Raw genomic sequence first — 21,617 nt, forward strand, 5'->3', positions numbered from 1 at the left:
AACACCCCGTATTTAGGACTCGGTCCTAAATACGGGGTGTTTTTTCTGTAGTACTTATGGCGTTGGGATAGGCGATTTATAAAACTAGACCGACTTAAAACTTCCACCATTTTTTGGTGGTCTTGCTATAGCCATAGCCATATTTTCCACCATATCCAAGATTGTCCAAGCTAACGTCGTTCACCACAAAGGAAAGGTTTTTCAATTTGCCTTCCGCTTTTAGTTGTAATGGAAACTCAATAGCATTTTTGTCGGTTACGCCCGCACGGGTTACGTAAATTAAGAAATCCGAATACGGTGTTATCAACAAAGTATCGCTCACTACCATTAAGGGAGCCGTATCCACAATAACATAGTCATACATATCCGAAACCCTATCAAAGAGCTCTTCTACCCTAGAGGACATTAATAATTCCGCCGGGTTTGGTGGAATCTTTCCAGAATAGATGACATCGATGGTATTGTGGTGTACCAACATGGGATTGATAATATCCTTTACCTCAATTTTATCGTTGAAAATAAACTCCGTAAGACCTGCATCCTTGTGGTTACTGGAACTTTTCATTTTATCGATGGAATCCCCCGTGAAAAACGAATAAAACTTTGGGTTACGAATGTCCGCACCGATCAACAATACCTTTTTATTCGTACTCGCCAGAATCATGGCCAAATTCGTGGAAATAAAGGTTTTACCCTCTCCGGGTACACTTGAACTAATGAATATTCTATTGTTCTTTTTACTGTCAACAGCAGTTTTTGATTTTATTAGGTAATCCAAATTGGTCCTTAGGATTCGCAAGGCCTCGGCCAGAACAGAGCGATCATCCTTTACGATAAGTTTCTGGTCCTTTTTACCTAAACTAGGCAATTCACCCAACACAGGTATGTCCTTGGTTATATCTTCCAGATTGTGTTTATTATGAATTTTGGTGTCCAGAAGCTCCTTTCCATAAATAACCCCAAACGGAACCAATAGTCCCAACATCAAAGCGGCCAAATAGGTAATGGCTTTTTTAGGTTTTACGGGAGTTGGACTGGAAACATAAGCATTGTCCACTATATTAGACTTTGGTTCTGCAGACGCAAAAGCGATTTGGGACTCCTCTCTTTTTTGTAAAAGATACAAGTAAAGCGACTCCGTAGTTTCTTGTTTTCGGGTTATATTACGCAATTCCCTTTGGTTTTCCGGGGCAGAATAGATTGTTCCCTGTATCCTTCCCAATTGGCTTTGCAGAGTACTCACGTTCATACCAACGTTACGCTCCAAAGAAGCTAAACTGGATTGCATGGTACTTTTCAGTCCGTCCAATTGCTCGTCCAGATTAACGATCATAGGGTTTTGCTCATCGGCACTTTTTAAAAGACGCTTCCGTTCAGCAACTAATTGATTATACTGCATGGTTGCCTGGGAAATGGCCCCACTTCCAACATCCACCACGGGCATTTCCTCATAGCCAGTTTCTCCCTCAACATATTCTTTGAGTCCACTAACAACCTGCAATTGCACTTTGGCATTTTCCAGGTTTTGCCTACTCCCGGCACTTACCTGAACCGCTGCGCCCACTTCCAGACCAGAACCCGTCATACCCTTTTCCGTTAAGAGTTCTTGTGCATCCTGATCAACGTTGCTTAGCGTACCTGAAATAAGCTGTATACGGTTATTTATAAATTCAGAAGTAGCATCGGCAATACGTCTTTTGTCATCTACGGCATTCTGGTTATACACCTCGATTAGTTTGTTGATAACATCCTTTGCTTTTTGGGGAATGGCACTTGTCATGGTAATATCCAATATATTGGATAGTTCATCCGTAGGTGTTATGGCAACCGCGGCTTTTAAAGAACGGGCCACAATATCTACAGGGGTGAGGGATACTTTGTATTCATTTCCCACCAAACTTTGTGGATTTTTAACATTTGGGGTAATAATCATGTCACCAACCGGGGTGGTAATCCCATTTCCAAAAGAGTATACTTTGGAAGGAGCATCCTCCTCCTCTTTGAAAGCAAAAGAAGTTGCTGAAGTAAATTCTATAAAAAAACCATATTTGGCATTGTTGATAATAGAATCTGCCGCTATGAAGTTCATTTTAAACGGAACGTTTCCGTAAATCTCGGTACTTAGTATATTTCCAACTGCCTTAATCTCCGTATTAAGGCCTAACTCCTTTACGACTTCAATAAAATTAGATCTTGATGCCAATATCTCTATTTCATCCGTTACTTCCCTGGAGTTACCTCCCATAAAATTCAAATCCTGAAAAACACTCAATTGATTGGTAGAATTTTTCTCTTGAACAATTTGTATTTGGGCCTGGACGGAGTATTCCGGAATCGTGTATCTAATATTTACATATGCAAGTACAAGGGCAATTATCCCACTTAAAACAAACCACTTCCACTGTTTAAGATATGTCGAAAGTATGTTTTTAAGATTCTCGTTACTGTTTGAAAAGTTCATGTATAAGGGTTAGGTACAGGAATCGTATTACTTATTTCCTTAGTTTCTGGTCAATAAAATAACGCTGGTGGTTATGATTAACGATGCTATAGAGACCGCCAATCCAGCTCTATTGTCCAAAGTGGATTGTGATACAGCAGATTTATTGGGCTCCACATATACCACATCGTTTTGGGTCAAATAATAGACTGGGGAATTCAGGGCTTCCTTGGTAGTCAAATCGATCCTAGTATAAACCTTGGTTCCATTGAAATCTCGAATAACCAATACATTATCCCGCTTTCCTTTAATATTTAAATCATTGGCTAATCCAATCGCCTCAAGCACCGTTATCTGTTCTCCATTAACTTGATAAGTACCCGGTCTATTAACTTGGCCTAAGACCGTTACTTCAAAATTTACTAACCGAATATTGATAATGGGATCTTTTAAATAAGGCTTCAATTTTTCTTTTAATAGATCTTTGGTTTCCGCTGGGGTCAGGCCTAATATTTTTACGTTACCTAATACGGGAAAATCGATTTCTCCTTTCTTGTCTACGATATAATCCAATTGGGTTGGCCTATTACCCCCATTAAAACCTGGCAAATTGGTTTCCTGTTGAACTCCCATGTAAATATTAAAAGGAGCGCTGGCGGTGGGATCTAATGTAGAAACGTTGATGCGAACAACGTCATCGATTTTAAAGGTATAGGCATATGTATTATCGCTAACGATAGTTTCATAATTTTTGGCATCTTGGAAGTAAACTATGTCTTGTTTAGAGCCACAGGATGTTACAATTAAAATTATCGTCAAGCTTAAGGCGATACTTTTAAAACTAAGAGTGTTTTTTGACATAATGTTTGAAAAAAGGTTGTTGGATTGCAAGGTTACTTAAAACTAGGATTGAACGATCTTAAGATTGGGATTATTTTTTTGATTCTGGATACCGGGCTCATCCTTTTTATCAAACTCGCACAAATCAGAGTTTTTGGATACATATTCAGGTACGATTTCCTTCATTAATTTAATGGTATTTCCATTGAAAAACATATTGGTAATACAAAGTTCGTCTATTTGGGAACGTACTTTCGCATAATCCAACTCCCTTACTTTGCTAATTTTTATTTTTTGATGATAAGTGGGCAAGGTATTTTCCCCGTTGGCCAGCAATTCCTCATACAACTTTTCACCGGGCCTCAATCCCGTAATCTTTATATCGATATCCTCTGGGTATCGCAAACCGGAGAGTTTTATCATGTTTTTGGCCAGATCGAATATTTTGACGGATTCTCCCATATCAAAAATAAAGATTTCCCCGCCTTCACCCATGGCACCGGCTTCCAATACCAATTGGGACGCCTCCGGTATGGTCATAAAGTAACGTGTAATGTCCTTATGGGTCAAGGTTAGAGGGCCACCCTTTTCAATTTGTTTACGGAATAAAGGAATTACCGATCCGTTGGAGCCCAAGACGTTTCCAAAACGGGTAGTTATGAATTTGGTCCTGTTCTCCTTTTGCATACAGCTAATATACATTTCCGCGATACGCTTGGAAGCCCCCATGACGTTGGTAGGGTTGACCGCCTTATCCGTGGAAACGAAAACAAACTTCTCAACCCCATGAATCAACGAAAGATCTGCAATGGTCTTGGTACCTGCAATATTTATTTTGATGGCCTCGTAAGAATTATATTCCATTAAGGGCACATGCTTATACGCGGCGGCATGGAATACCATATTGGGTTGATGCTCCGAAAAAAGGGCATTCATACGGTTTTTATCGCGAATATCGCTCACAATGGGTATAAAATTGTGATAGCCATTTTGCTTTAGCTCCTGTTGCAGGTCATATAAGGCAGATTCTGCAGAATCAATAATGATGAGGGATTTAGGGGAATAAGCGCATATTTGGCGCACGATTTCGCTCCCAATAGATCCGGCTCCACCCGTTACCATAATGCTTTTGTTTAAAAGCTCCATCTCAATTTTACTGTTCTTGATGGTTATAGGTGCCCTGTCCAATAGGTCCTCTATTTGTACCTGCTTTATTTGAGAAACCTTCAATTCACCATTGATCCAGTTCTCAATAGGGGGAACGATCTTTACTACGACCGGTAAATCCATAAGGCCTTCTACCGTTTTTCGCAACTTTAGGGAATCTATGTTCTGTATGGAGAAGATAATTTCAGAAATACTGTTTTTTTCAATAAAGTCCTTGGTTACCGTTTTACGGGCAAAAACAGGAACACCATTGATATTCTTTCCAATTTTTTTAACATCCCTATCAATATAGCCCACTACTTTATATTCACTATGCGAATGGTTTGTAATGGCTCCATGGGTAAGCACACCGGAATTCCCCGCACCATATATCAAAACTCTTTTAAAGGGCCTGGCACTTTGGTTCATGGTACTGTAAATGGATTTGTACACGAACCTGGACGCTGTAAGACCAATAAAGGTCAACAAACTATTGATAATAATAATAGAAAGCGGTATCGTGAATACGTTCAAGACGTCAAAAATCCTATTTGAAAGGACAATAAAAATGACCAGGATACTGGAAAGGCAAACGGCATTGAATATGTTGTAAACATCCCGTACGCCCGTATGCCGTACTACGCCCTTATAGGATCCTACCACCAAAAATGAAATTAGGCCGGTTAAAAGCACCAAAGGCAACTGCACCAGAAGGTTTTCTACTTGAAAATCCAAGGTTAGGTTGAACCGAATCAGATAGGATAATACGAAGGCAAAGGCCACCGTGGCCAAATCAATTGCCAGGACCAACCATTTGGATGCGTAGCGTTCAGCGCTATAGGTTATGTATTTTTGAATCATGATAAGACGTTTTTAATTGTTTCCACAACCCTGTCCAATTCCTCTTGTGACAAATTGGAACCGCTTGGAAGACATAGTCCTTTTTCGAACAGTCGCTCTGAAGTACCATCCATAAAATGCTTTGAATCCTTAAAAACCGGTTGTAAGTGAAGTGGTTTCCATAATGGCCTTGATTCGATATTTTGGTCTAATAACGCCATTCTCAAAGTTTCTCGCATATCATAACAAGTTGTTAAGATACAACTTAGCCAGCGATTGGAAAAAAAATCTTTGGGTTCTGGCAAAAAAGAGATATCCTTGAGCGATGCCAAGGAATTCAAGTAAAAATCGTAGTTCCTTCTTCTTGCGGACACCCTTTCCTTTAGAACATTCATTTGCCCTCTGCCAATGCCCGCAAGTACATTGCTCATTCTATAATTATATCCTACATGACTATGTTGGTAATGGGGAGCCTCGTCCCGGGCCTGTGTGGCCAAGAATATGGCCTTATCCCTTAAGACTTTGTTTTTTGTGACAAGAGCGCCACCTCCAGATGTCGTAATGATTTTGTTTCCATTAAAGGAAAGAATACCTATATCCCCAAAAGTACCACAGGAAATTCCTCTGAACGAACTTCCTAGTGCCTCCGCACTGTCCTCTAAAATAGGGATTTCGTATGCATCGGCAATGGAACGAATTTCCTCTATTTTATAGGGCATACCGTACAAATGGACGGCGATGATGGCCTTTGGTTTTCGATGATTTTTTATTCTATCCTCGATCGCTTCACGAAGCAGTTCCGGACTCATGTTCCATGTATCCTTCTCACTGTCAACAAAAACAGGGTTTGCCCCCAAATATAAAATAGGATTAGCAGATGCGGAAAACGTAAAACTTTGGCAAATTACCTCGTCCCCCGGTCCTACTCCAAGTAACTCCAATCCTAGATGAATGGCAGCAGTACCTGAACTTAGGGCAGCAACGCATACCTCATTTCCAAGTTCCTTTTCAATGGCCTTCTCAAAAGCATCTACATTAGGGCCCAAGGGCGCGACCCAATTGGTATCAAAGGCCTCGTGTACATAGTTCAATTCTTCCCCTCCCATGTGTGGTGAGGAAAGCCAAACTTTAGTAGGTGTCATTATGGTTTTCAAACGGTTGTGTAATTTAGGGTTACAAATATACCGTTCAAAGGTAAATATATCTGTGCGCATTAAAGAGAATTTATGATGGAAATCGTCTAACACCTATAATTTATCGGTTAAGGGTTCAGCGCTTACATTTTATCGAAACCTATGTAATTTTCATCCTTTTAAGGTTCATAAATTTTTTTAGTGCCTATTTTATTTTCCATCTTTGTCCTTTTAACCCTAATATCTACAATGAAAAAGATTACAAAAATCTGCTGTATTGGTGCAGGCTATGTGGGCGGACCTACCATGTCCGTTATCGCCAATAAATGCCCAGAAATCCAAGTAACCGTAGTGGATATCAACGAGGCAAGGATTGCCCAATGGAATACGGAAAATCTGGATAATTTACCTATATATGAACCGGGACTTAAAGAAATTGTAGGGGAAAGTAGGGGTAAAAACCTATTCTTTTCCACCGATGTGGATACTGCCATAGACGAGGCGCAAATGATATTTATCTCGGTAAACACCCCCACAAAGACCTATGGTAAGGGCAAAGGCCAGGCGGCCGATTTGAAATTCATAGAACTCTGTGCACGCAATATAGCCAAGGTTGCCAAAGATGATAAGATCGTTGTGGAAAAATCCACTTTACCGGTACGTACGGCCCAGGCCATCCAAAATATTTTGGACAATACGGGCAATTCCGTGCACTTTGAAATCCTCTCCAATCCTGAGTTCCTGGCGGAAGGTACGGCCATCGAAGATTTATTGCATGCGGACAGAGTCCTGATCGGCGGTAACGACACGCCGTCCGGACAGGCGGCCAAGGATGCCTTGAGCGCCGTGTACGAACACTGGTTGCCCAAAGAACGTATCTTGCAGACCAATGTTTGGTCCTCGGAACTATCCAAATTGGTGGCCAATGCCTTTTTGGCGCAACGGGTTTCCTCCATCAATACGATATCGGCCCTTTGTGAAAAGACAGACGCCAATGTACAGGAAATTTCCCGGGCCATTGGTTACGATAGTAGGATTGGGCCTAAATTCCTGAATGCCTCCGTTGGTTTTGGGGGGTCTTGTTTTCAAAAGGATATACTAAACCTGGTATACATTGCACGCTCGTACGGTCTGGAAGAAGTAGCGGATTATTGGGAACAAGTGGTCATCGCCAACGATTACCAAAAAAGAAGGTTCGCAGAAAACATTATTTCCACCCTCTATAATACGGTATCTGGGAAAAAAATCGTTTTGTACGGTTGGGCCTTTAAAAAGGATACGAACGATACCCGGGAATCCCCGGCCATAGCCGTTGCGGATGCACTTTTGGAGGAACGGGCGGAAATTTTGGTCTACGACCCTAAGGTGAGCGAAGACCGTATCTATGCAGATTTGGACTATTTGGGTACCCGTACCCCAGAGGAAAACAGGAAATTGCTAAAAGTAACCCCAGACCCCATCGAAGCCACCAAAGAGGCACATGCCATTGCCATTGTTACGGAATGGGACGCCTTTAAAACGTATGATTGGCAGGCTATTTATGACCACATGCTCAAGCCGGCCTTCGTATTTGATGGTAGGCGGATTTTGGATACCCAAACCATGAAAAAAATTGGGTTCAACTATTATAAAATTGGGGAGTAATGGTGCCGACCGAAATCCTGCAGGTTAGCCCCAGGCTAATGCAAGTTAAGGACAATGCCGTGTGGGGCAAAGTCGAGATTGTGGGACCAGGACCTTTGGCTACCCTTCGGTTATACCAAGATCGAGACCTCACTAAAAACCCACTTGGATATATTTTTTTGTGTTGGACTCGAACAAAAGACTCATGGCAACCTAAAGGATTGAATTTAACATATTTAAAGACAACACACTTCATAACCAATAATAATTTAAAGATTTGAAAATACTAGTTACAGGAGCAGCGGGATTTATAGGCTATTTTGTATCCAAATCCCTGTTGGATAAGGGACACACGGTTATTGGGCTGGACAACATCAACGATTACTATGATGTCAACCTTAAATATGACCGTCTGAAGCAACTGGGCATTGCACCAAAGGAGGCGGAAATTTTTGAAAAGGAAGTACCCAGCAAAACCCATCCTGGATTTTCCTTTGTTCGCATGGCCCTGGAAGATCGTAGAGGTCTGCCCCAGCTATTTGAACGGCATGCATTTGACAAAGTTTGTAATTTGGCCGCCCAGGCCGGGGTTCGGTATAGCCTGGAAAATCCGGAAGCCTATGTTGACAGCAATCTGGTTGGTTTTCTCAACATTTTGGAATGCTGCAGAAGCTATAAGGTGAAGCATTTGGTATACGCCAGCAGCTCTAGTGTGTATGGGCTGAACGAAAAAATCCCTTTTGAAACGACCGATTCCGTGGACCATCCCGTGAGTTTGTATGCGGCCACAAAAAAGAGCAATGAGCTAATGGCGCATGCCTATAGCCATTTGTATGGATTTAAATCTACCGGACTTCGGTTTTTTACGGTATACGGCCCATGGGGCAGGCCGGACATGGCCATGTTCCTGTTTACGGATGCCATTATGAACAACAAACCCATCAAGGTTTTTAACAACGGTAAGTTGGAACGTGACTTTACCTATATCGATGATATTACGGAAGGTGTAGTTCGTATAATGGAAAGTCCTATAGCTATTGATGAGCCCAAAAAGAATCGATACAAAGTCTACAATATTGGCAATAGCAAATCTGTAAAATTGATGGATTTTATCACCGCCATCGAAGATAGTTTACAGCAAACCGCCCAAAAAGAAATGCTGCCCATGCAGCCCGGGGACGTAGAAAAGACCTGGGCCAATGTGGACGATTTGATCCAAGATTTTGATTATCGTCCCAATACCCCAATAAAAACAGGCGTACAACGTTTCATTGACTGGTATAAAGAATATTACAAGGTATAAAGTTTTTTATGGGAGGCTAAATCCAAGTTTCTAGCTGTTTAAAATTATACACCTGGTACCGTCCTCAAGAATATCAAATTATAAACATGAATTTATACAACCTTGACTCAAACTTTCATATTTTGGTTACCGGTGGTGCCGGCTTTATAGGTTCCAACCTATGCGACGCTTTGTTGGAAAATGGAAACCAAGTTACCTGTCTGGATAATTTCGCCACAGGAAAAAGGGAAAACATTGCTCCTTTTATGGAGCATCCCAAATTCAATCTTATTGAAGGGGACATTCGCAATTTGGCGGACTGCCAAAAGGCATGCAATGGGGTGGATTATATCTTGCACCAAGCAGCCTTGGGTTCGGTACCAAGATCCATCAACGATCCTATCACTAGTAATGACGTCAACGTGTCGGGCTTCTTAAATATGCTGGTCGCCACCAGGGACGCCAAGGTAAAGCGCTTTGTGTACGCCGCCAGTTCCTCTACCTATGGGGATTCCACCAATATGCCCAAAGTGGAGGATGTTATTGGAAAACCCCTTTCGCCCTATGCAATAACAAAATACGTTAACGAATTATATGCCGATGTCTTTAGCAAAACCTATGGTATGGAGACCATTGGCCTGCGCTATTTTAATGTATTCGGACGGCGTCAAGACCCCAATGGGGCCTATGCAGCGGTCATTCCAAAGTTCGTAATGCAGTTGATGCAGCATCAATCGCCCGTAATCAATGGCGATGGATCTTTTTCCAGGGATTTTACGTATATAGACAATGTGGTCCAGATGAATATGCGCGCCATGATTGGCAACAAGCCGGAAGCGGTCAACACCGTTTACAACGTGGCCTATGGGGAACGTACGGATCTAAAGGAACTGGTTGGTCTTTTAAAGGAATATCTAAGTGAATACGATGCCGAAATAAAAAACGTGGAAACCGTGTATGGTCCGGAACGAAAAGGGGATGTCCCCCACTCCTTGGCCTCCATTGAGAAAGCCAAAAGCCTTTTGGGTTATGCCCCCGAATTCGACATCAAAACCGGACTCAAGGAAGCGGTGGCTTGGTATTGGAAGAATTTAAGATGACAGTGGACAGAAGTCAGTAGTCAGTAGTCAGTAGTCAGTAGTCAGTAGTCAGTAATTAGTAGAAAATTACGAAAAACGAACAACTGTCACACTGAGCGGCCTGTACTGAGCGTAGTCGAAGTAAGTCGAAGTGCAAAAACGAACAAAGAACAACAAAATAAAATGAACAACACTAAAATTGCCATTATCGGTCTGGGTTATGTGGGATTGCCCTTGGCCCGATTATTTGCCACCAAATACCCTGTCGTTGGTTTCGATATCAATGAAGCGCGGGTTAAGGAATTGATGGGCGGCCATGACAGTACGCTGGAAGTGGAAGACGATATCCTTCAAAAAGTATTGGTCTCGGAGACCCCCAAACAAAACGGGCTCTACTGTTCCAACCAATTGGAGGACATTGCAGATTGCAACTACTACATTGTAACGGTACCTACTCCGGTGGACAAGACCAATAGGCCCATATTAACGCCCTTATATAAAGCCAGTGAAACGGTAGGCCAGGTATTGAAAAATGGGGATACCGTTATTTATGAATCTACCGTATATCCCGGGGTTACGGAAGAAGAATGTATTCCCGTTCTGGAAAAAGTAAGTGGCTTGGTATTCAACAAGGATTTCTATGCCGGATATTCCCCGGAGCGTATCAATCCCGGGGATAAGGAGCATACCGTGGAAAAAATCCTCAAGGTAACCTCCGGCTCCACTCCAGAGGTTGGAAAAAAAGTGGACGCCCTCTATGCGTCCGTCATTACGGCGGGTACGCACCTGGCCTCTAGCATCAAGGTGGCGGAAGCGGCAAAGGTCATTGAAAACTCACAACGGGACATCAACATCGCCTTTGTGAACGAATTGGCCAAAATATTCAATCTTATGGGCATTGACACCCATCAAGTTTTGGAAGCCGCGGGCACCAAATGGAATTTTCTGCCCTTTAAACCCGGGCTGGTGGGCGGCCATTGCATTGGGGTGGACCCCTATTATTTGGCCCAAAAAGCCCAGGAATACGGCTACCATCCAGAAATCATTCTGGCCGGGCGGCGCATGAACGATACCATGGGCAAATACGTGGCCTCCGAGGTCGTAAAACTCATGGTTCAAAGGGATATCAAGGTCAAAGGCTCTAAAATTCTGGTTCTGGGCATCACATTTAAGGAAAACTGCCCGGATGTGCGGAATACCAAGGCCGTGGACGTGATTCAGAATTTGGCCAGTTATGGTACCCATGTGGACATTTATGACCCATGGGCCTCTCCAGAAGAAGTGGTTCATGAATACAATTTGCAGATCACCAAGGAACTCCCCAAAGGTTCCTATGATGCAGTGGTGCTGACAGTGGCCCACAACCAGTTTTTGGATCTGGACCTGAAAGGATTGTTAAAGGAAGTTGGTGTAGTGTATGACGTAAAGGGAATCTTAAAGGAACAGGTAGACGCAAGGCTATAAAAACCAAAGGAATACGCGAAGAATTGGACCCTATTTTTAGAATACGGTCCTTTTTTTTTGCCCGAGGTAGGGTGAGGAGTTGTAGGTGGTTAGTATATAGCAGCGTAGTGCGCATATCGGTAAGCTAAAAGCGAAGAATGTAGAATGCATAGTTAGGAGTTAGGAGTTGGTAAAATGAAATGCGTAAAAAATTTAGACTTGAAACGCTGAACCTGAAACTTAAAGCTTGAAGCTAAAGCCTAAATCCAACAACTGCACAGAGCGAATAGCGCAAAGCGAATAGCACACAGCCAAAAGCAAACGACTATGCAAATATGTTAACAAATGTTAACGAAATGGGTAGTTCATCGAATTATTAAAAAAAGGGGTGTAGTTCATCGATTAAAAACATCCAATCATCCTAACTTTCCCGTAAGCTTCATAATTACCATTTTTTGTAAGAATGTACTTGCTCCAAAAAAAAGAAGATTAACGCTAAAAATAATATCTAAAAATTGCCGTTGAACAAAGTATGCCCCAAGCTTAAAATTGCATTTCATCGAAAAAAAAATGTCTTTCATCGTTTAAAAATAATATTACACTATAATTGTATCCCAAATGCAAAAAAAAATAATCCTTTAAAAAATCACCTACTTATGTACCCCATCAAAACCCCGCTAAAGATGCCCCTGGCCTTTCTTGCACTCATTTCGTTTTTATCCTGTAGTAAGGATGCCGATCTATTGTCTGATTATGTAATCGCCAAGGACAATGATTTACAAAGTATCGCCCTCTTGGTCGATGACAGTTTTTTTATGGCCCCGGGCCAAAATGAAATTGTCATGGACGTATTGAACAATGATTCCTTTGGCTCCAATACCCAGGTTAGGATTGTAGAAACTTCTACGCCCAACAACGGTGAAGTGATCATAAATGCGGACAATACGCTGACCTATACACCGCAAGTTCAGGTGCCTGCCACCCAAGAGGAGGCTACTCCGGAAGAAACCACAACGCCACCCGTCCAAGAACCGGTACAGGAGGATACGTTTACCTATACTGCAGAAGTTACCACACCGGATAACGAGGTATCCCGTGAGGAGGCAACCGTTACCATATCCGCCTCGGATATGGGGGAGCTTAAAGCATTTCCGGGTGCGGAAGGTTATGGTAAAAATACAACTGGGGGTCGAGGTGGAATGGTATATCATGTAACCAATTTAAATAATGATGGACAAGGAAGTTTGCGATATGGTATGGAATCCATTAAAGGCCCAAGGACTGTAGTTTTTGATGTTTCTGGATATATTAATATTAACGAACCACTTAAAATTCGTGATGGTTTTGGCAATATTACTATTGCAGGCCAAACAGCTCCAGGAGACGGTGTTGCCATTAGAGGTGCCAGTATTTGGATTTTGGACAGCAATGTTATAATTCGACATATTAAAATAAGACCTGGCAAAGATGCATGGAATCCCCACAGTATTGGAGGAGATGGTGGCTATGAACCTGATGATGGACTAAGAATCGTGGCCTTTACAGGATCTTCTATAGAAAATGTAATTATAGACCACGTCACTGTAACCTGGGGACATGATAGTATTATAGATATTGAAGCGCCAAATACAGATTTTGGCACCTATGCGAAAAACATTACCATTCAAAATTGTTTACTCGGAGAAAATGTGGATAAAAATTATGGCATGCTAGTACAAAGGGCATATGATATTTCATTTTACAGAAATATTTTAACTTTTACTTTAGATAGAAATATTGCCATCCAAAGTGCCGAGGGCAAAGGTGTAGAAATGGTTAATAACCTTATTTATGGTACAGACAGGGCTGCTTGGCAAATAAAGGGTACTGTTAATGACTTTATAGGAAATAAATTTATAAGCGGACCTTTTGAACGTCATTGGGAAACCTTTAGGTTTGAGGATGGACCACATGTTTATGATCTAAACAGACATAAAACCTATATGTTGGATAATACGGACAACGGAGAAAATGCGGATGGAAGTGTTCAGTCAACATATCGGAATTTCATAACAAATTCACCTAACCACTATACTGAACTACCAATAATTTCCCAAGCAGAAATCGAAGAATCTTTAATTAACAATTCAGGAGATAATCTTCACTATGACAGCTCGGATATCCGAATGTTAAATAACATTAAAAATAGAACGGGCAAGTTGATTCGTGATGAAAATGAAATTGGAGGTTATCCTAGTCTGCAAACAGTAGTTCGCTCAGCAAATTATGATCAAGATAATGATGGGATGTCTGATGAATGGGAAAGACAAATTTATGGTGACCTTTCCAAGACTGCAAATGGGGATGAAAATGGTAATGGCTATACAAATCTTGAGGAATTCCTCCACAGTCTCACGTTATAATTTAATTGAGAAATTCATAAAGAAACAGCTTGGTATAAAACCAAGCTGTTTCTTTTTTTAGATGTAGTAAACTATTAGTAATTACTAATAAAACATTTTAACGGAAAAATAAAGTTTATAGGCATTATTTTCTTTTATAAGCGTTAGAATTTATTTCTTTACTGAAGAATTTTTTTAAAATGAAAAAAAATATCGGTTTTGTTATTAACTCACTTAACTCGGGCGGAGCTGAAAGAGTTGTTGTTACCTTGGCAAATGGTCTATCTGAGTTGTACAATATTTTTATTTTTACCCTAGTTGATATTGATCCGTTTTATAAAATAAACGAAAAGGTAATATATGATTACTGTACTAAATCAATAAGGCCAAGTTCCAACCCTTTTCAAGCATTAAATAATAATATCTTCTTTTATAGAAAGCTAAATAAACTAGTTGATTCTAATAAGATTGATTTACTAATTGGTTTCACAACAAACATTAACGTCTTAACCATACTTTGTGCCAGAAAATTTGGTATACCTGTCATTGTTAGTGAAAGAAACAACCCTGAAAAAATTTACATTCCCAGAATGTGGAAAATATTAACAAAAATAACTTATCCCAAAGCAGACTTTTTGGTTGTTCAAACTGAACCGATTCGTAAGTTTTTCGAAAAAAATATTAAAAAAGAAAATATTGTTATTCTACCTAATCCATTATCCAAGAACCATTTTCAAATAAAGAATAATTTTAATGGAAAAAAGGAGAATGTAGTACTTAACGTTGGACGACTAACGGAACAAAAGGGACAGGAAATACTAATCAAAGCATTTGCTTCTATTAATCCAAAGAACTGGCAACTACATATAATTGGGGAAGGTCACAAAAGAAATGAATATCAAGAACTAATTGAAACTTTAGGCATGCAGGGAAAAATCAAACTCCTAGGCCGCATTAAAGAAATTTCTGAATACTATTTAAGATCCAAAATTTTTGTTTTCCCTTCAAGATATGAGGGATTTCCTAATGCTTTAACCGAGGCAATGTATATGGGTTTACCATGCATTTCAACGGATTGTCCGACTGGACCTTCTGAATTAATCAAGAATAACGAAAACGGAATATTGATTCCTATTGATGAAATTGAAGAATTGAAGGTGAATTTAAAAAGACTAATAAATGATGAAGAACTTAGGCTTAAGCTTGGTAGAGAAGCCTCAAAAAGCGTTTTACATTTAGAAGAGGAAAGCGTGATTGCTGATTGGAATGAGCTAATTAAACAATTTTGAAGAGTTTAAACCCAAAAATGTTAGCAGTAATCAAAACAAAGATTGAACAATTAAAAACTAAAAAAGTTGTTCAAAATATGGTTCTCGTTACGGGAATTTCACTAATTATTAGTTTATTGGGATTTGTAAAGGAAGCTATAACAGCCGCATCCTTTGGTTTGTCCATTCAGTTAGACACTTTTTTTGTTGCCATACTAATTCCTGGATTAATTAACACTGTTTTTCTTGGTTCATATAACAGTGTGTTTGTCCCCAATTATATAAATGAAATTCATATTGGAGGTAACCTTAAAGGTTTTCAAAGTACAAGTTTTATAATCACTATTGGATTAAGCCTATCTTTTGTATTACTTTCGTTTTTGGGCACAGATTTTTTTTTGGAATATATGTATCCAAATAAATCTATAATTTTTTATTCTCTAGTTAAACAACAATTTTATATAATTATACCCTCAATCCTATTTTGGGGTCTATCGTCACTTATTGTCGCTCTTCTTAACATTAATAATGAATATTTGTGGAGTACCTTATCTGGAATTTTCACTCCAATAGTTTTTATATCAGCTCTATTAATATATCATAAAAACTTGCCTGACTCAATTTTAGCTTGGAGTACAACACTAGGTGCTATTTCTTCGACCATATATTTATTTCTTGTTGCACGAAAAAAAAATATAATTTTTTTAGGAAAATATGATTTTAACAATCAGAATATTAAAACTATTTTTCAGCAGCTACCAGCAAAAATATCATCCGGATTATTAACAGCCTTGAACGCTGTCGTTGACCAATTCTTTGCAGCACAGTTAGTAATCGGTTCTATTACAGCATTGAATTATGGATTAAAAATTCCGGCATTTGCAACAAGTATTTTAATGATTGCTTTTTCAAATGTACTCCTGCCATTTTTTACAAAATCAGTTTTATCTAATAAAAAGAAATCATTCGAGAACTTATTTAAAAATATTAAATGGACATTTTTGGTGCTCTTTATAATTTCAATGATTGGTGTCTTACTATCAGAAATTATTGTTACAATTTTATTCGAAAGGCAGGAGTTTACTTATGAAGACACCAAACTTGTGTCGCAAATTCAACAGATTTTCTTAATATATGTTCCGTTTAAGATAACTGGATCTATCTTAGTCAATTTTGCGATTAGTTTAAATGAAAATAGGATAATGGCTTATTTTTCATTATTCGCTCTTATTTTAAATATTATTTTGGACATTATTCTTATGAGAATTTACGGTATTTACGGTATTGCCATTTGTACGACTATTGTAATATCTCTTAAAACTATAGGAATGTATTTTTATTTAAGGAAATTATCCAAAATGGAAAACAAAACTTAATTGAATGCATAACTTTTAAAATCATAAGTCATTTAAATATAATTCTATTGATAAAAAAAATTTTAAAATATCTATCTCTAATATTAGTTCTCTGTAATATTCCAGGTTTCCTTTTGGTATATTACAGCCCTACAATAGGTTCTGCTACAAGCATAGCAACTTCACTTTTACTAATACTTTTCTTCATAATCTCAAAGCCCAGACAAAAACCAATATTTTCTTTAATTATTTTTTCACTTTTATTTTTTATGTTAAGCGGATTACATTATTATGACAATAGTGTTTTCTTTTTTAAAGAATTTGCTAGGTTCATGATCATGATAATTTGTATGAATGAGGTAATGGCTCGTTCTAATTATAGTGATATTTTTTTTGTAATGCTTTTAGTTGGTTTGAGCATAATTGTAAATGGGCTAGTTTTTCCAGAGACAAATAGATTATATGGGTTAGTAAATGGGCGTTATAGTGGGTTTATGTTAAATCCAAATAATGCGGGTGTAGCTTGCATGCTTGGAATGGCTCTTTCCTATTCAATTAGAAGTAATTTTTGGAAATTTTTAGGTCAAATAATTTTTACATTTGCAGGAATACTTACCTTATCAAGAACATTTCTTGTAGTTTGGTTTCTATTGGTTTTGATATCAATAGTTAAAAACAAGAAGAACTTAATTGTTCCTATTTTAGGTGCGACCGCCTTTATAATTTTCATAAATTTTTCGGACAGTAAAAATTTTGCCGCAGATCGCTTTGAAGCTTTTACAAGTTTTTTTGAAGAAGGTGAAGTTAAAACAAAGACCATATCCCATGACACAAGAGACCAAACATGGGCTTTATACTATGATTTAATTTTTGAAAAACCTTTTTTAGGTCATGGTTTTATGTCCTTCCAAAATAAAACAAATGATTTACCAGGAGTTCATAATAGCTATTTAATGGTAATAGGTGAAAGCGGTATAATACCTTTCTTGATATTTATAGGTATCTACATTCATTTATTTTTTAGGACATTAACTCACTTTAAAACTGAACCTTATTTAATGTATGTATTATTAGTGGTACTTCTTAACCTAATGGTAAGTCACACTTACTTTTTTAATTATCAAAGCGCAGCACTGACAATTTTTATATTTTCTACTTTGAGAAAAATAGAAAATAAAATCAATCATTTATCAATTCCCTTGAAAACTTAATAAAAGTTCAATAAAATTATATTTAATTTTCTTCGTTAGAATAATTCGTAATAGTTCTATGTCTAAAATGAAAATTGATTTCGTTATTGGTAGTTTATTCGCTGGAGGTGCAGAAAGGGTTGTATCAACTCTAGCAAACCACTTTGCCGAAAAAGGTCATTCTGTTAGAGTCATAACTTTCCGTGGTGGAGACCACTATTCTCTGCACCCCTCAGTCAAAAGAATCCATGGAACTAGTAAACTCCTTTTTTTTAACTACACTGTTTTAAGGGCATTTTTATTTCTATTAAAGTTCTATTTTAAAAGAAAAAACAGACCGGATATAATTAGCTCCCATATCGATCTAATGGGTTTTGCGACCATACCTGTATCTCGAATTTACGGTATTAAACTTACTGTTTCAGAGCATTTTAATCATTTCAACAGAAAACTTACAATTCAGAAAAAAATTTTATGGAACTTTTTGTACAAGTTTCCTGAAACACTTACCGTTTTGACAAAATTTGATCTTCCCTATTTTAAACCCAAGACCAAAAATGTCGAGGTAATTTTGAATCCAAGTTCTTTTGTACCTATAACTGACTTAAATAGAAGTAGGAATCGGACAATTTTGGCTGTGGGAGATTTAAATCGATTTGAACATAAAGGATTTGACAATCTGTTGGATATAGCTGAAGAGGTTTTGACAAGTCAGCCAGATTGGAATTTAAAAATTGTAGGACAGGGAGAATATGGTATGAATATTTTAATGGAAAAAATAAACACTTCACCAATTAAAAAACAAATAATATTTACCGGTTATAGGAATGATGTCAAAGAACTAATGGCTAACTCAGAAATTTTTATCCTATCATCAAGACATGAAGGTCTCCCGTTGGTGCTTATTGAAGCTATGTCCCAAGGTATGGCTTGTATTTCTTATGATTGTATCTCTGGTCCGTCGGAAATAATAGATAGCGGAATAAATGGGCTTTTGATTGACAACCAGAATAAAGAAGAAATGATAGAGAATTTAAAAAACTTAATAGTTGATGATAAATTAAGAAATAAGCTTCGACAAAACTCCATCAAATCCTTAGACAGATTTTCGATAGAAAATATAGGCAATCAATGGGAGGATTTATTCAAAAAAATAGTATATAATTAAATACTTCCTCTATTTATTGATATGATCAGACCTAAAATTGCGATTTTAATATATTCCCTCGCAGGAGGAGGTGCAGAGCGTGTAGTATCCTATTTACTTCCTTTTTTGGATAAAAAAGGATGGGAGGTACATTTGGTGCTTATGAATACTACTATTAAATATGACATTCCAAAGCAGATTCCTATACATTATCTAGAAAAATCCAACGGATATGAAAATGGATTTTTAAAATTTATCAAACTTCCGTTACTAGGATATAAATATGCGCGTTTACTTAAAAAACTGCGCATTACCCATTCTTTTGCCCTACTTACAAGACCCAGTTACATTAATGTAATTGCACGTTACTTTCTTTCCAGTAAACCCCAATTTGTAATCAGTGAACGTTCATATCCAAGTATGCAATATGGCTATGGTAACCTACAATCCAGAATAAATAATTTTTTAATAAAGAGACTTTACCCCAAGGCAGATAAAATAATTTGTAATTCCAAAGGGAATGGAATGGACCTCGTTAAAAATTACAATATAGATTCCAATAAGATAGTAGTAGTAAACAATCCCATAGACCTTGAAAAAATCGATACCGTATTACCCGATAATTCAATTTTTTCATCGGAATACATCAATATTTTAACCATTGGGAGGATGGATGCTGGAAAAAATCAAGAATTACTTATTCGTGCCTTAGTGGATTTTCCATCAGTACATTTATACATATTGGGAGACGGAATTCTAAAATCACATTTAGAATCATTGGTTGAAGCGAACAATATCGGCAATAGGGTAACCTTCCTAGGGTTTGATAGTAATCCCTTTAAATATTTGAAGGCCGTAGACATATTCATGTTCGGGTCCAATCACGAAGGCTTCCCAAATGTACTTCTAGAGGCCATGGCCTGCGGTCTGCCCATTTTAACCACCAATTGTAAATCTGGCCCAGATGAGATTATGGAATTAAAAACTCCCAAAATGGATGATATCATGATTACGGACTATGGTATCCTTACCCCCGTAGGCGATTTGGATTTGATGAAAAAAGGGTTGAAATACTGTTTGGAACATCCAGAATATCTAGAACGCTGCCGTATTAGGGTAAAAGAGCGAATCCTAGATTTTAAAAGGGAACCTATTCTAGAAGCGTATACCCAACATATAGTATCCTAATTTTACAAATGTCCTCCACTACCCAACAAAAAGAAAAAATAAAGATTATCCGTACTGCTGCTGTGCCAGGTTCTCTTTATACCCTTTTAAAAGGGCAATTGGCCTATTTAAACCAGGAGTACGAAATAATAGGAGTATCCTCTGATGGCCCGCTATTACAGGAAACTTCAAAAAGGGAAGGTATTAGAACCATTGCAGTCCCCATTGAAAGGAATATAAGCCCTCTAAAGGATCTGCAAGGACTTTTTAAATTGTACAAAGTCCTTAAAGAGGAAAAACCCTATATGGTGCACAGCATTACTCCAAAAGCCGGTCTTTTATCCATGATGGCAGCCTACTTTGCCAGAGTACCAAAAAGGGTTCATATGTTCACAGGATTAATTTTCCCCACTCAAACCGGATTTAAAAAACAGCTATTATTATTTTTTGACAAACTCATTTGCAAATTTGCGACCCATGTATATCCAGAGGGGAACGGGGTCAAAAACGACTTGATCAACTTCGGGGTTACCAAAAAACCTCTTAACGTAATAGCCAATGGGAATGTAAATGGATTGAATCTAGACTATTTTTCACCTGATCATTACTCAGAAGAGGATACTTCTGCCCTAAAATCACAACTTAATCTTTCAAGCTCAGATTTTTTATGGGTTTATGTAGGTCGTTTGGTCAATGACAAAGGTGTAAACGAATTAATGGAGGCCTTTAATAGTTTGACCAAAAAATATAAGAATACCAAACTTATATTGGTAGGTTCAGACGACGGGGAAACAGATATATTACCGTTGGCTACACGCGAGATAATTCATGGCCATCCAGATATTGTGGCCATAGGCCAACAAAAGGATGTTAGGCCCTTTTTGGCATTGGCAGATGCTTTTGTTTTTCCCAGTTATAGGGAAGGTTTTCCAAATGTAGTCCTTGAGGCGGGTGCCATGGGCTTACCGGCGATAGTCACGGATATTAATGGGAGTAATGAAATTATTATTGATGGGGAGAATGGATTGATCATTCCCTCCAAAGATTCGTTGGCTCTACAAAAAGCTATGGAAAGATTTTTAACGGATTCCTCCCTAGTTAATTCCATGAGCCAAAAAGCACGTATTCTCATTGTTAATAGATATAACCGAGATCTTGTATGGGCGGCGCTTAGTGAAGAATACAAAAAAATAATTGCCCATTAAATATACCTTAGGGTTACATTTATTTGATCAACCCTTAACATTTATTTATTGAGTCTTTGTGCAAACATAATGATCTAA

At 38.3% G+C, this 21,617-nt stretch carries 15 protein-coding genes; 11 read left to right on the forward strand and 4 right to left on the reverse strand.

The window, feature by feature from the left end:
* Positions 1-94: 94 nt before the first annotated feature.
* The 4 genes from F0361_RS16055 to F0361_RS16070 all read right to left on the reverse strand — a co-directional run bounded on the left by F0361_RS16055 (position 95) and on the right by F0361_RS16070 (position 6,408).
* Complete coding sequence (locus F0361_RS16055) at positions 95-2,461, reverse strand: GumC family protein (protein ID WP_154920155.1); 2,367 nt, start codon at positions 2,459-2,461, stop codon at positions 95-97.
* A 39-nt stretch (positions 2,462-2,500) separates the two neighbouring features.
* A complete protein-coding gene (locus F0361_RS16060; RefSeq protein ID WP_317131744.1) occupies positions 2,501-3,259 on the reverse strand; it encodes a polysaccharide biosynthesis/export family protein in 759 nt (252 codons plus the stop codon).
* A gap of 84 nt (positions 3,260-3,343) precedes the next feature.
* The gene (locus F0361_RS16065; RefSeq protein WP_154920159.1) at positions 3,344-5,287 is read right to left on the reverse strand and encodes a polysaccharide biosynthesis protein; all 1,944 of its coding nucleotides are present in this window, start codon (positions 5,285-5,287) and stop codon (positions 3,344-3,346) included.
* Positions 5,284-6,408 carry a DegT/DnrJ/EryC1/StrS family aminotransferase gene (locus F0361_RS16070; protein WP_154920162.1) on the reverse strand — a complete coding sequence of 375 codons (1,125 nt, stop codon included), beginning with the start codon at positions 6,406-6,408 and terminating at the stop codon, positions 5,284-5,286. The genes F0361_RS16065 and F0361_RS16070 overlap by 4 nt, the downstream gene beginning before the upstream one ends.
* Positions 6,409-6,648: 240 nt before the next feature.
* On the opposite strand from F0361_RS16070, the gene F0361_RS16075 reads away from it, so the two are divergent.
* From F0361_RS16075 to F0361_RS16125, 11 genes are all read left to right on the forward strand, one after another.
* Positions 6,649-8,043: a nucleotide sugar dehydrogenase gene (locus F0361_RS16075; RefSeq protein WP_154920165.1), complete on the forward strand. Its 1,395-nt coding sequence runs from the start codon at positions 6,649-6,651 to the stop codon at positions 8,041-8,043.
* Between the two features lie 256 nt (positions 8,044-8,299).
* Positions 8,300-9,325 carry an NAD-dependent epimerase gene (locus tag F0361_RS16080; protein ID WP_154920167.1) on the forward strand — a complete coding sequence of 342 codons (1,026 nt, stop codon included), beginning with the start codon at positions 8,300-8,302 and terminating at the stop codon, positions 9,323-9,325.
* A gap of 86 nt (positions 9,326-9,411) precedes the next feature.
* Positions 9,412-10,404, forward strand: a complete 993-nt coding sequence (locus F0361_RS16085; protein ID WP_154920169.1) for an SDR family oxidoreductase — start codon at positions 9,412-9,414, stop codon at positions 10,402-10,404.
* A 162-nt stretch (positions 10,405-10,566) separates the two neighbouring features.
* Positions 10,567-11,847: a nucleotide sugar dehydrogenase gene (locus F0361_RS16090; protein ID WP_154920171.1), complete on the forward strand. Its 1,281-nt coding sequence runs from the start codon at positions 10,567-10,569 to the stop codon at positions 11,845-11,847.
* Between the two features lie 635 nt (positions 11,848-12,482).
* Positions 12,483-14,228 (forward strand): hypothetical protein, encoded by a 1,746-nt coding sequence (locus F0361_RS16095; RefSeq protein ID WP_154920174.1) that lies wholly within the window; start codon positions 12,483-12,485, stop codon positions 14,226-14,228.
* Between the two features lie 179 nt (positions 14,229-14,407).
* Positions 14,408-15,496: a glycosyltransferase family 4 protein gene (locus F0361_RS16100; RefSeq protein WP_154920175.1), complete on the forward strand. Its 1,089-nt coding sequence runs from the start codon at positions 14,408-14,410 to the stop codon at positions 15,494-15,496.
* Between the two features lie 17 nt (positions 15,497-15,513).
* Entirely contained in the window at positions 15,514-16,851 is a 1,338-nt protein-coding gene (gene murJ / locus F0361_RS16105) for a murein biosynthesis integral membrane protein MurJ (RefSeq protein WP_154920177.1), read from the forward strand.
* A gap of 47 nt (positions 16,852-16,898) precedes the next feature.
* Entirely contained in the window at positions 16,899-18,041 is a 1,143-nt protein-coding gene (locus tag F0361_RS16110; protein WP_154920179.1) for an O-antigen ligase family protein, read from the forward strand.
* 67 nt (positions 18,042-18,108) lie between these two features.
* Positions 18,109-19,188: a glycosyltransferase family 4 protein gene (locus tag F0361_RS16115; RefSeq protein ID WP_161598253.1), complete on the forward strand. Its 1,080-nt coding sequence runs from the start codon at positions 18,109-18,111 to the stop codon at positions 19,186-19,188.
* Between the two features lie 21 nt (positions 19,189-19,209).
* The gene (locus F0361_RS16120; protein ID WP_154920183.1) at positions 19,210-20,355 is read left to right on the forward strand and encodes a glycosyltransferase; all 1,146 of its coding nucleotides are present in this window, start codon (positions 19,210-19,212) and stop codon (positions 20,353-20,355) included.
* 8 nt (positions 20,356-20,363) lie between these two features.
* A complete protein-coding gene (locus tag F0361_RS16125; RefSeq protein WP_154920184.1) occupies positions 20,364-21,539 on the forward strand; it encodes a glycosyltransferase family 4 protein in 1,176 nt (391 codons plus the stop codon).
* The last annotated feature ends 78 nt before the right edge of the window (positions 21,540-21,617 follow it).

This window comes from Maribacter flavus (assembly GCF_008386635.1).
GTDB classification, from domain to species: Bacteria; Bacteroidota; Bacteroidia; order Flavobacteriales; family Flavobacteriaceae; genus Maribacter; species Maribacter flavus.

Bases quoted from the DNA above. Each gene is read 5' to 3' on its own strand.
- F0361_RS16095 (WP_154920174.1), top strand. From the start codon at position 12,483: ATGTACCCCATCAAAACCCCGCTAAAGATGCCCCTGGCCTTTCTTGCA.
- F0361_RS16125 (WP_154920184.1), top strand. From the start codon at position 20,364: ATGTCCTCCACTACCCAACAAAAAGAAAAAATAAAGATTATCCGTACT.
- F0361_RS16100 (WP_154920175.1), top strand. From the start codon at position 14,408: ATGAAAAAAAATATCGGTTTTGTTATTAACTCACTTAACTCGGGCGGA.
- F0361_RS16120 (WP_154920183.1), top strand. From the start codon at position 19,210: ATGATCAGACCTAAAATTGCGATTTTAATATATTCCCTCGCAGGAGGA.
- F0361_RS16055 (WP_154920155.1), bottom strand. From the start codon at position 2,461: ATGAACTTTTCAAACAGTAACGAGAATCTTAAAAACATACTTTCGACA.
- F0361_RS16070 (WP_154920162.1), bottom strand. From the start codon at position 6,408: ATGACACCTACTAAAGTTTGGCTTTCCTCACCACACATGGGAGGGGAA.
- murJ (WP_154920177.1), top strand. From the start codon at position 15,514: ATGTTAGCAGTAATCAAAACAAAGATTGAACAATTAAAAACTAAAAAA.
- F0361_RS16075 (WP_154920165.1), top strand. From the start codon at position 6,649: ATGAAAAAGATTACAAAAATCTGCTGTATTGGTGCAGGCTATGTGGGC.
- F0361_RS16065 (WP_154920159.1), bottom strand. From the start codon at position 5,287: ATGATTCAAAAATACATAACCTATAGCGCTGAACGCTACGCATCCAAA.
- F0361_RS16115 (WP_161598253.1), top strand. From the start codon at position 18,109: ATGAAAATTGATTTCGTTATTGGTAGTTTATTCGCTGGAGGTGCAGAA.
- F0361_RS16085 (WP_154920169.1), top strand. From the start codon at position 9,412: ATGAATTTATACAACCTTGACTCAAACTTTCATATTTTGGTTACCGGT.
- F0361_RS16090 (WP_154920171.1), top strand. From the start codon at position 10,567: ATGAACAACACTAAAATTGCCATTATCGGTCTGGGTTATGTGGGATTG.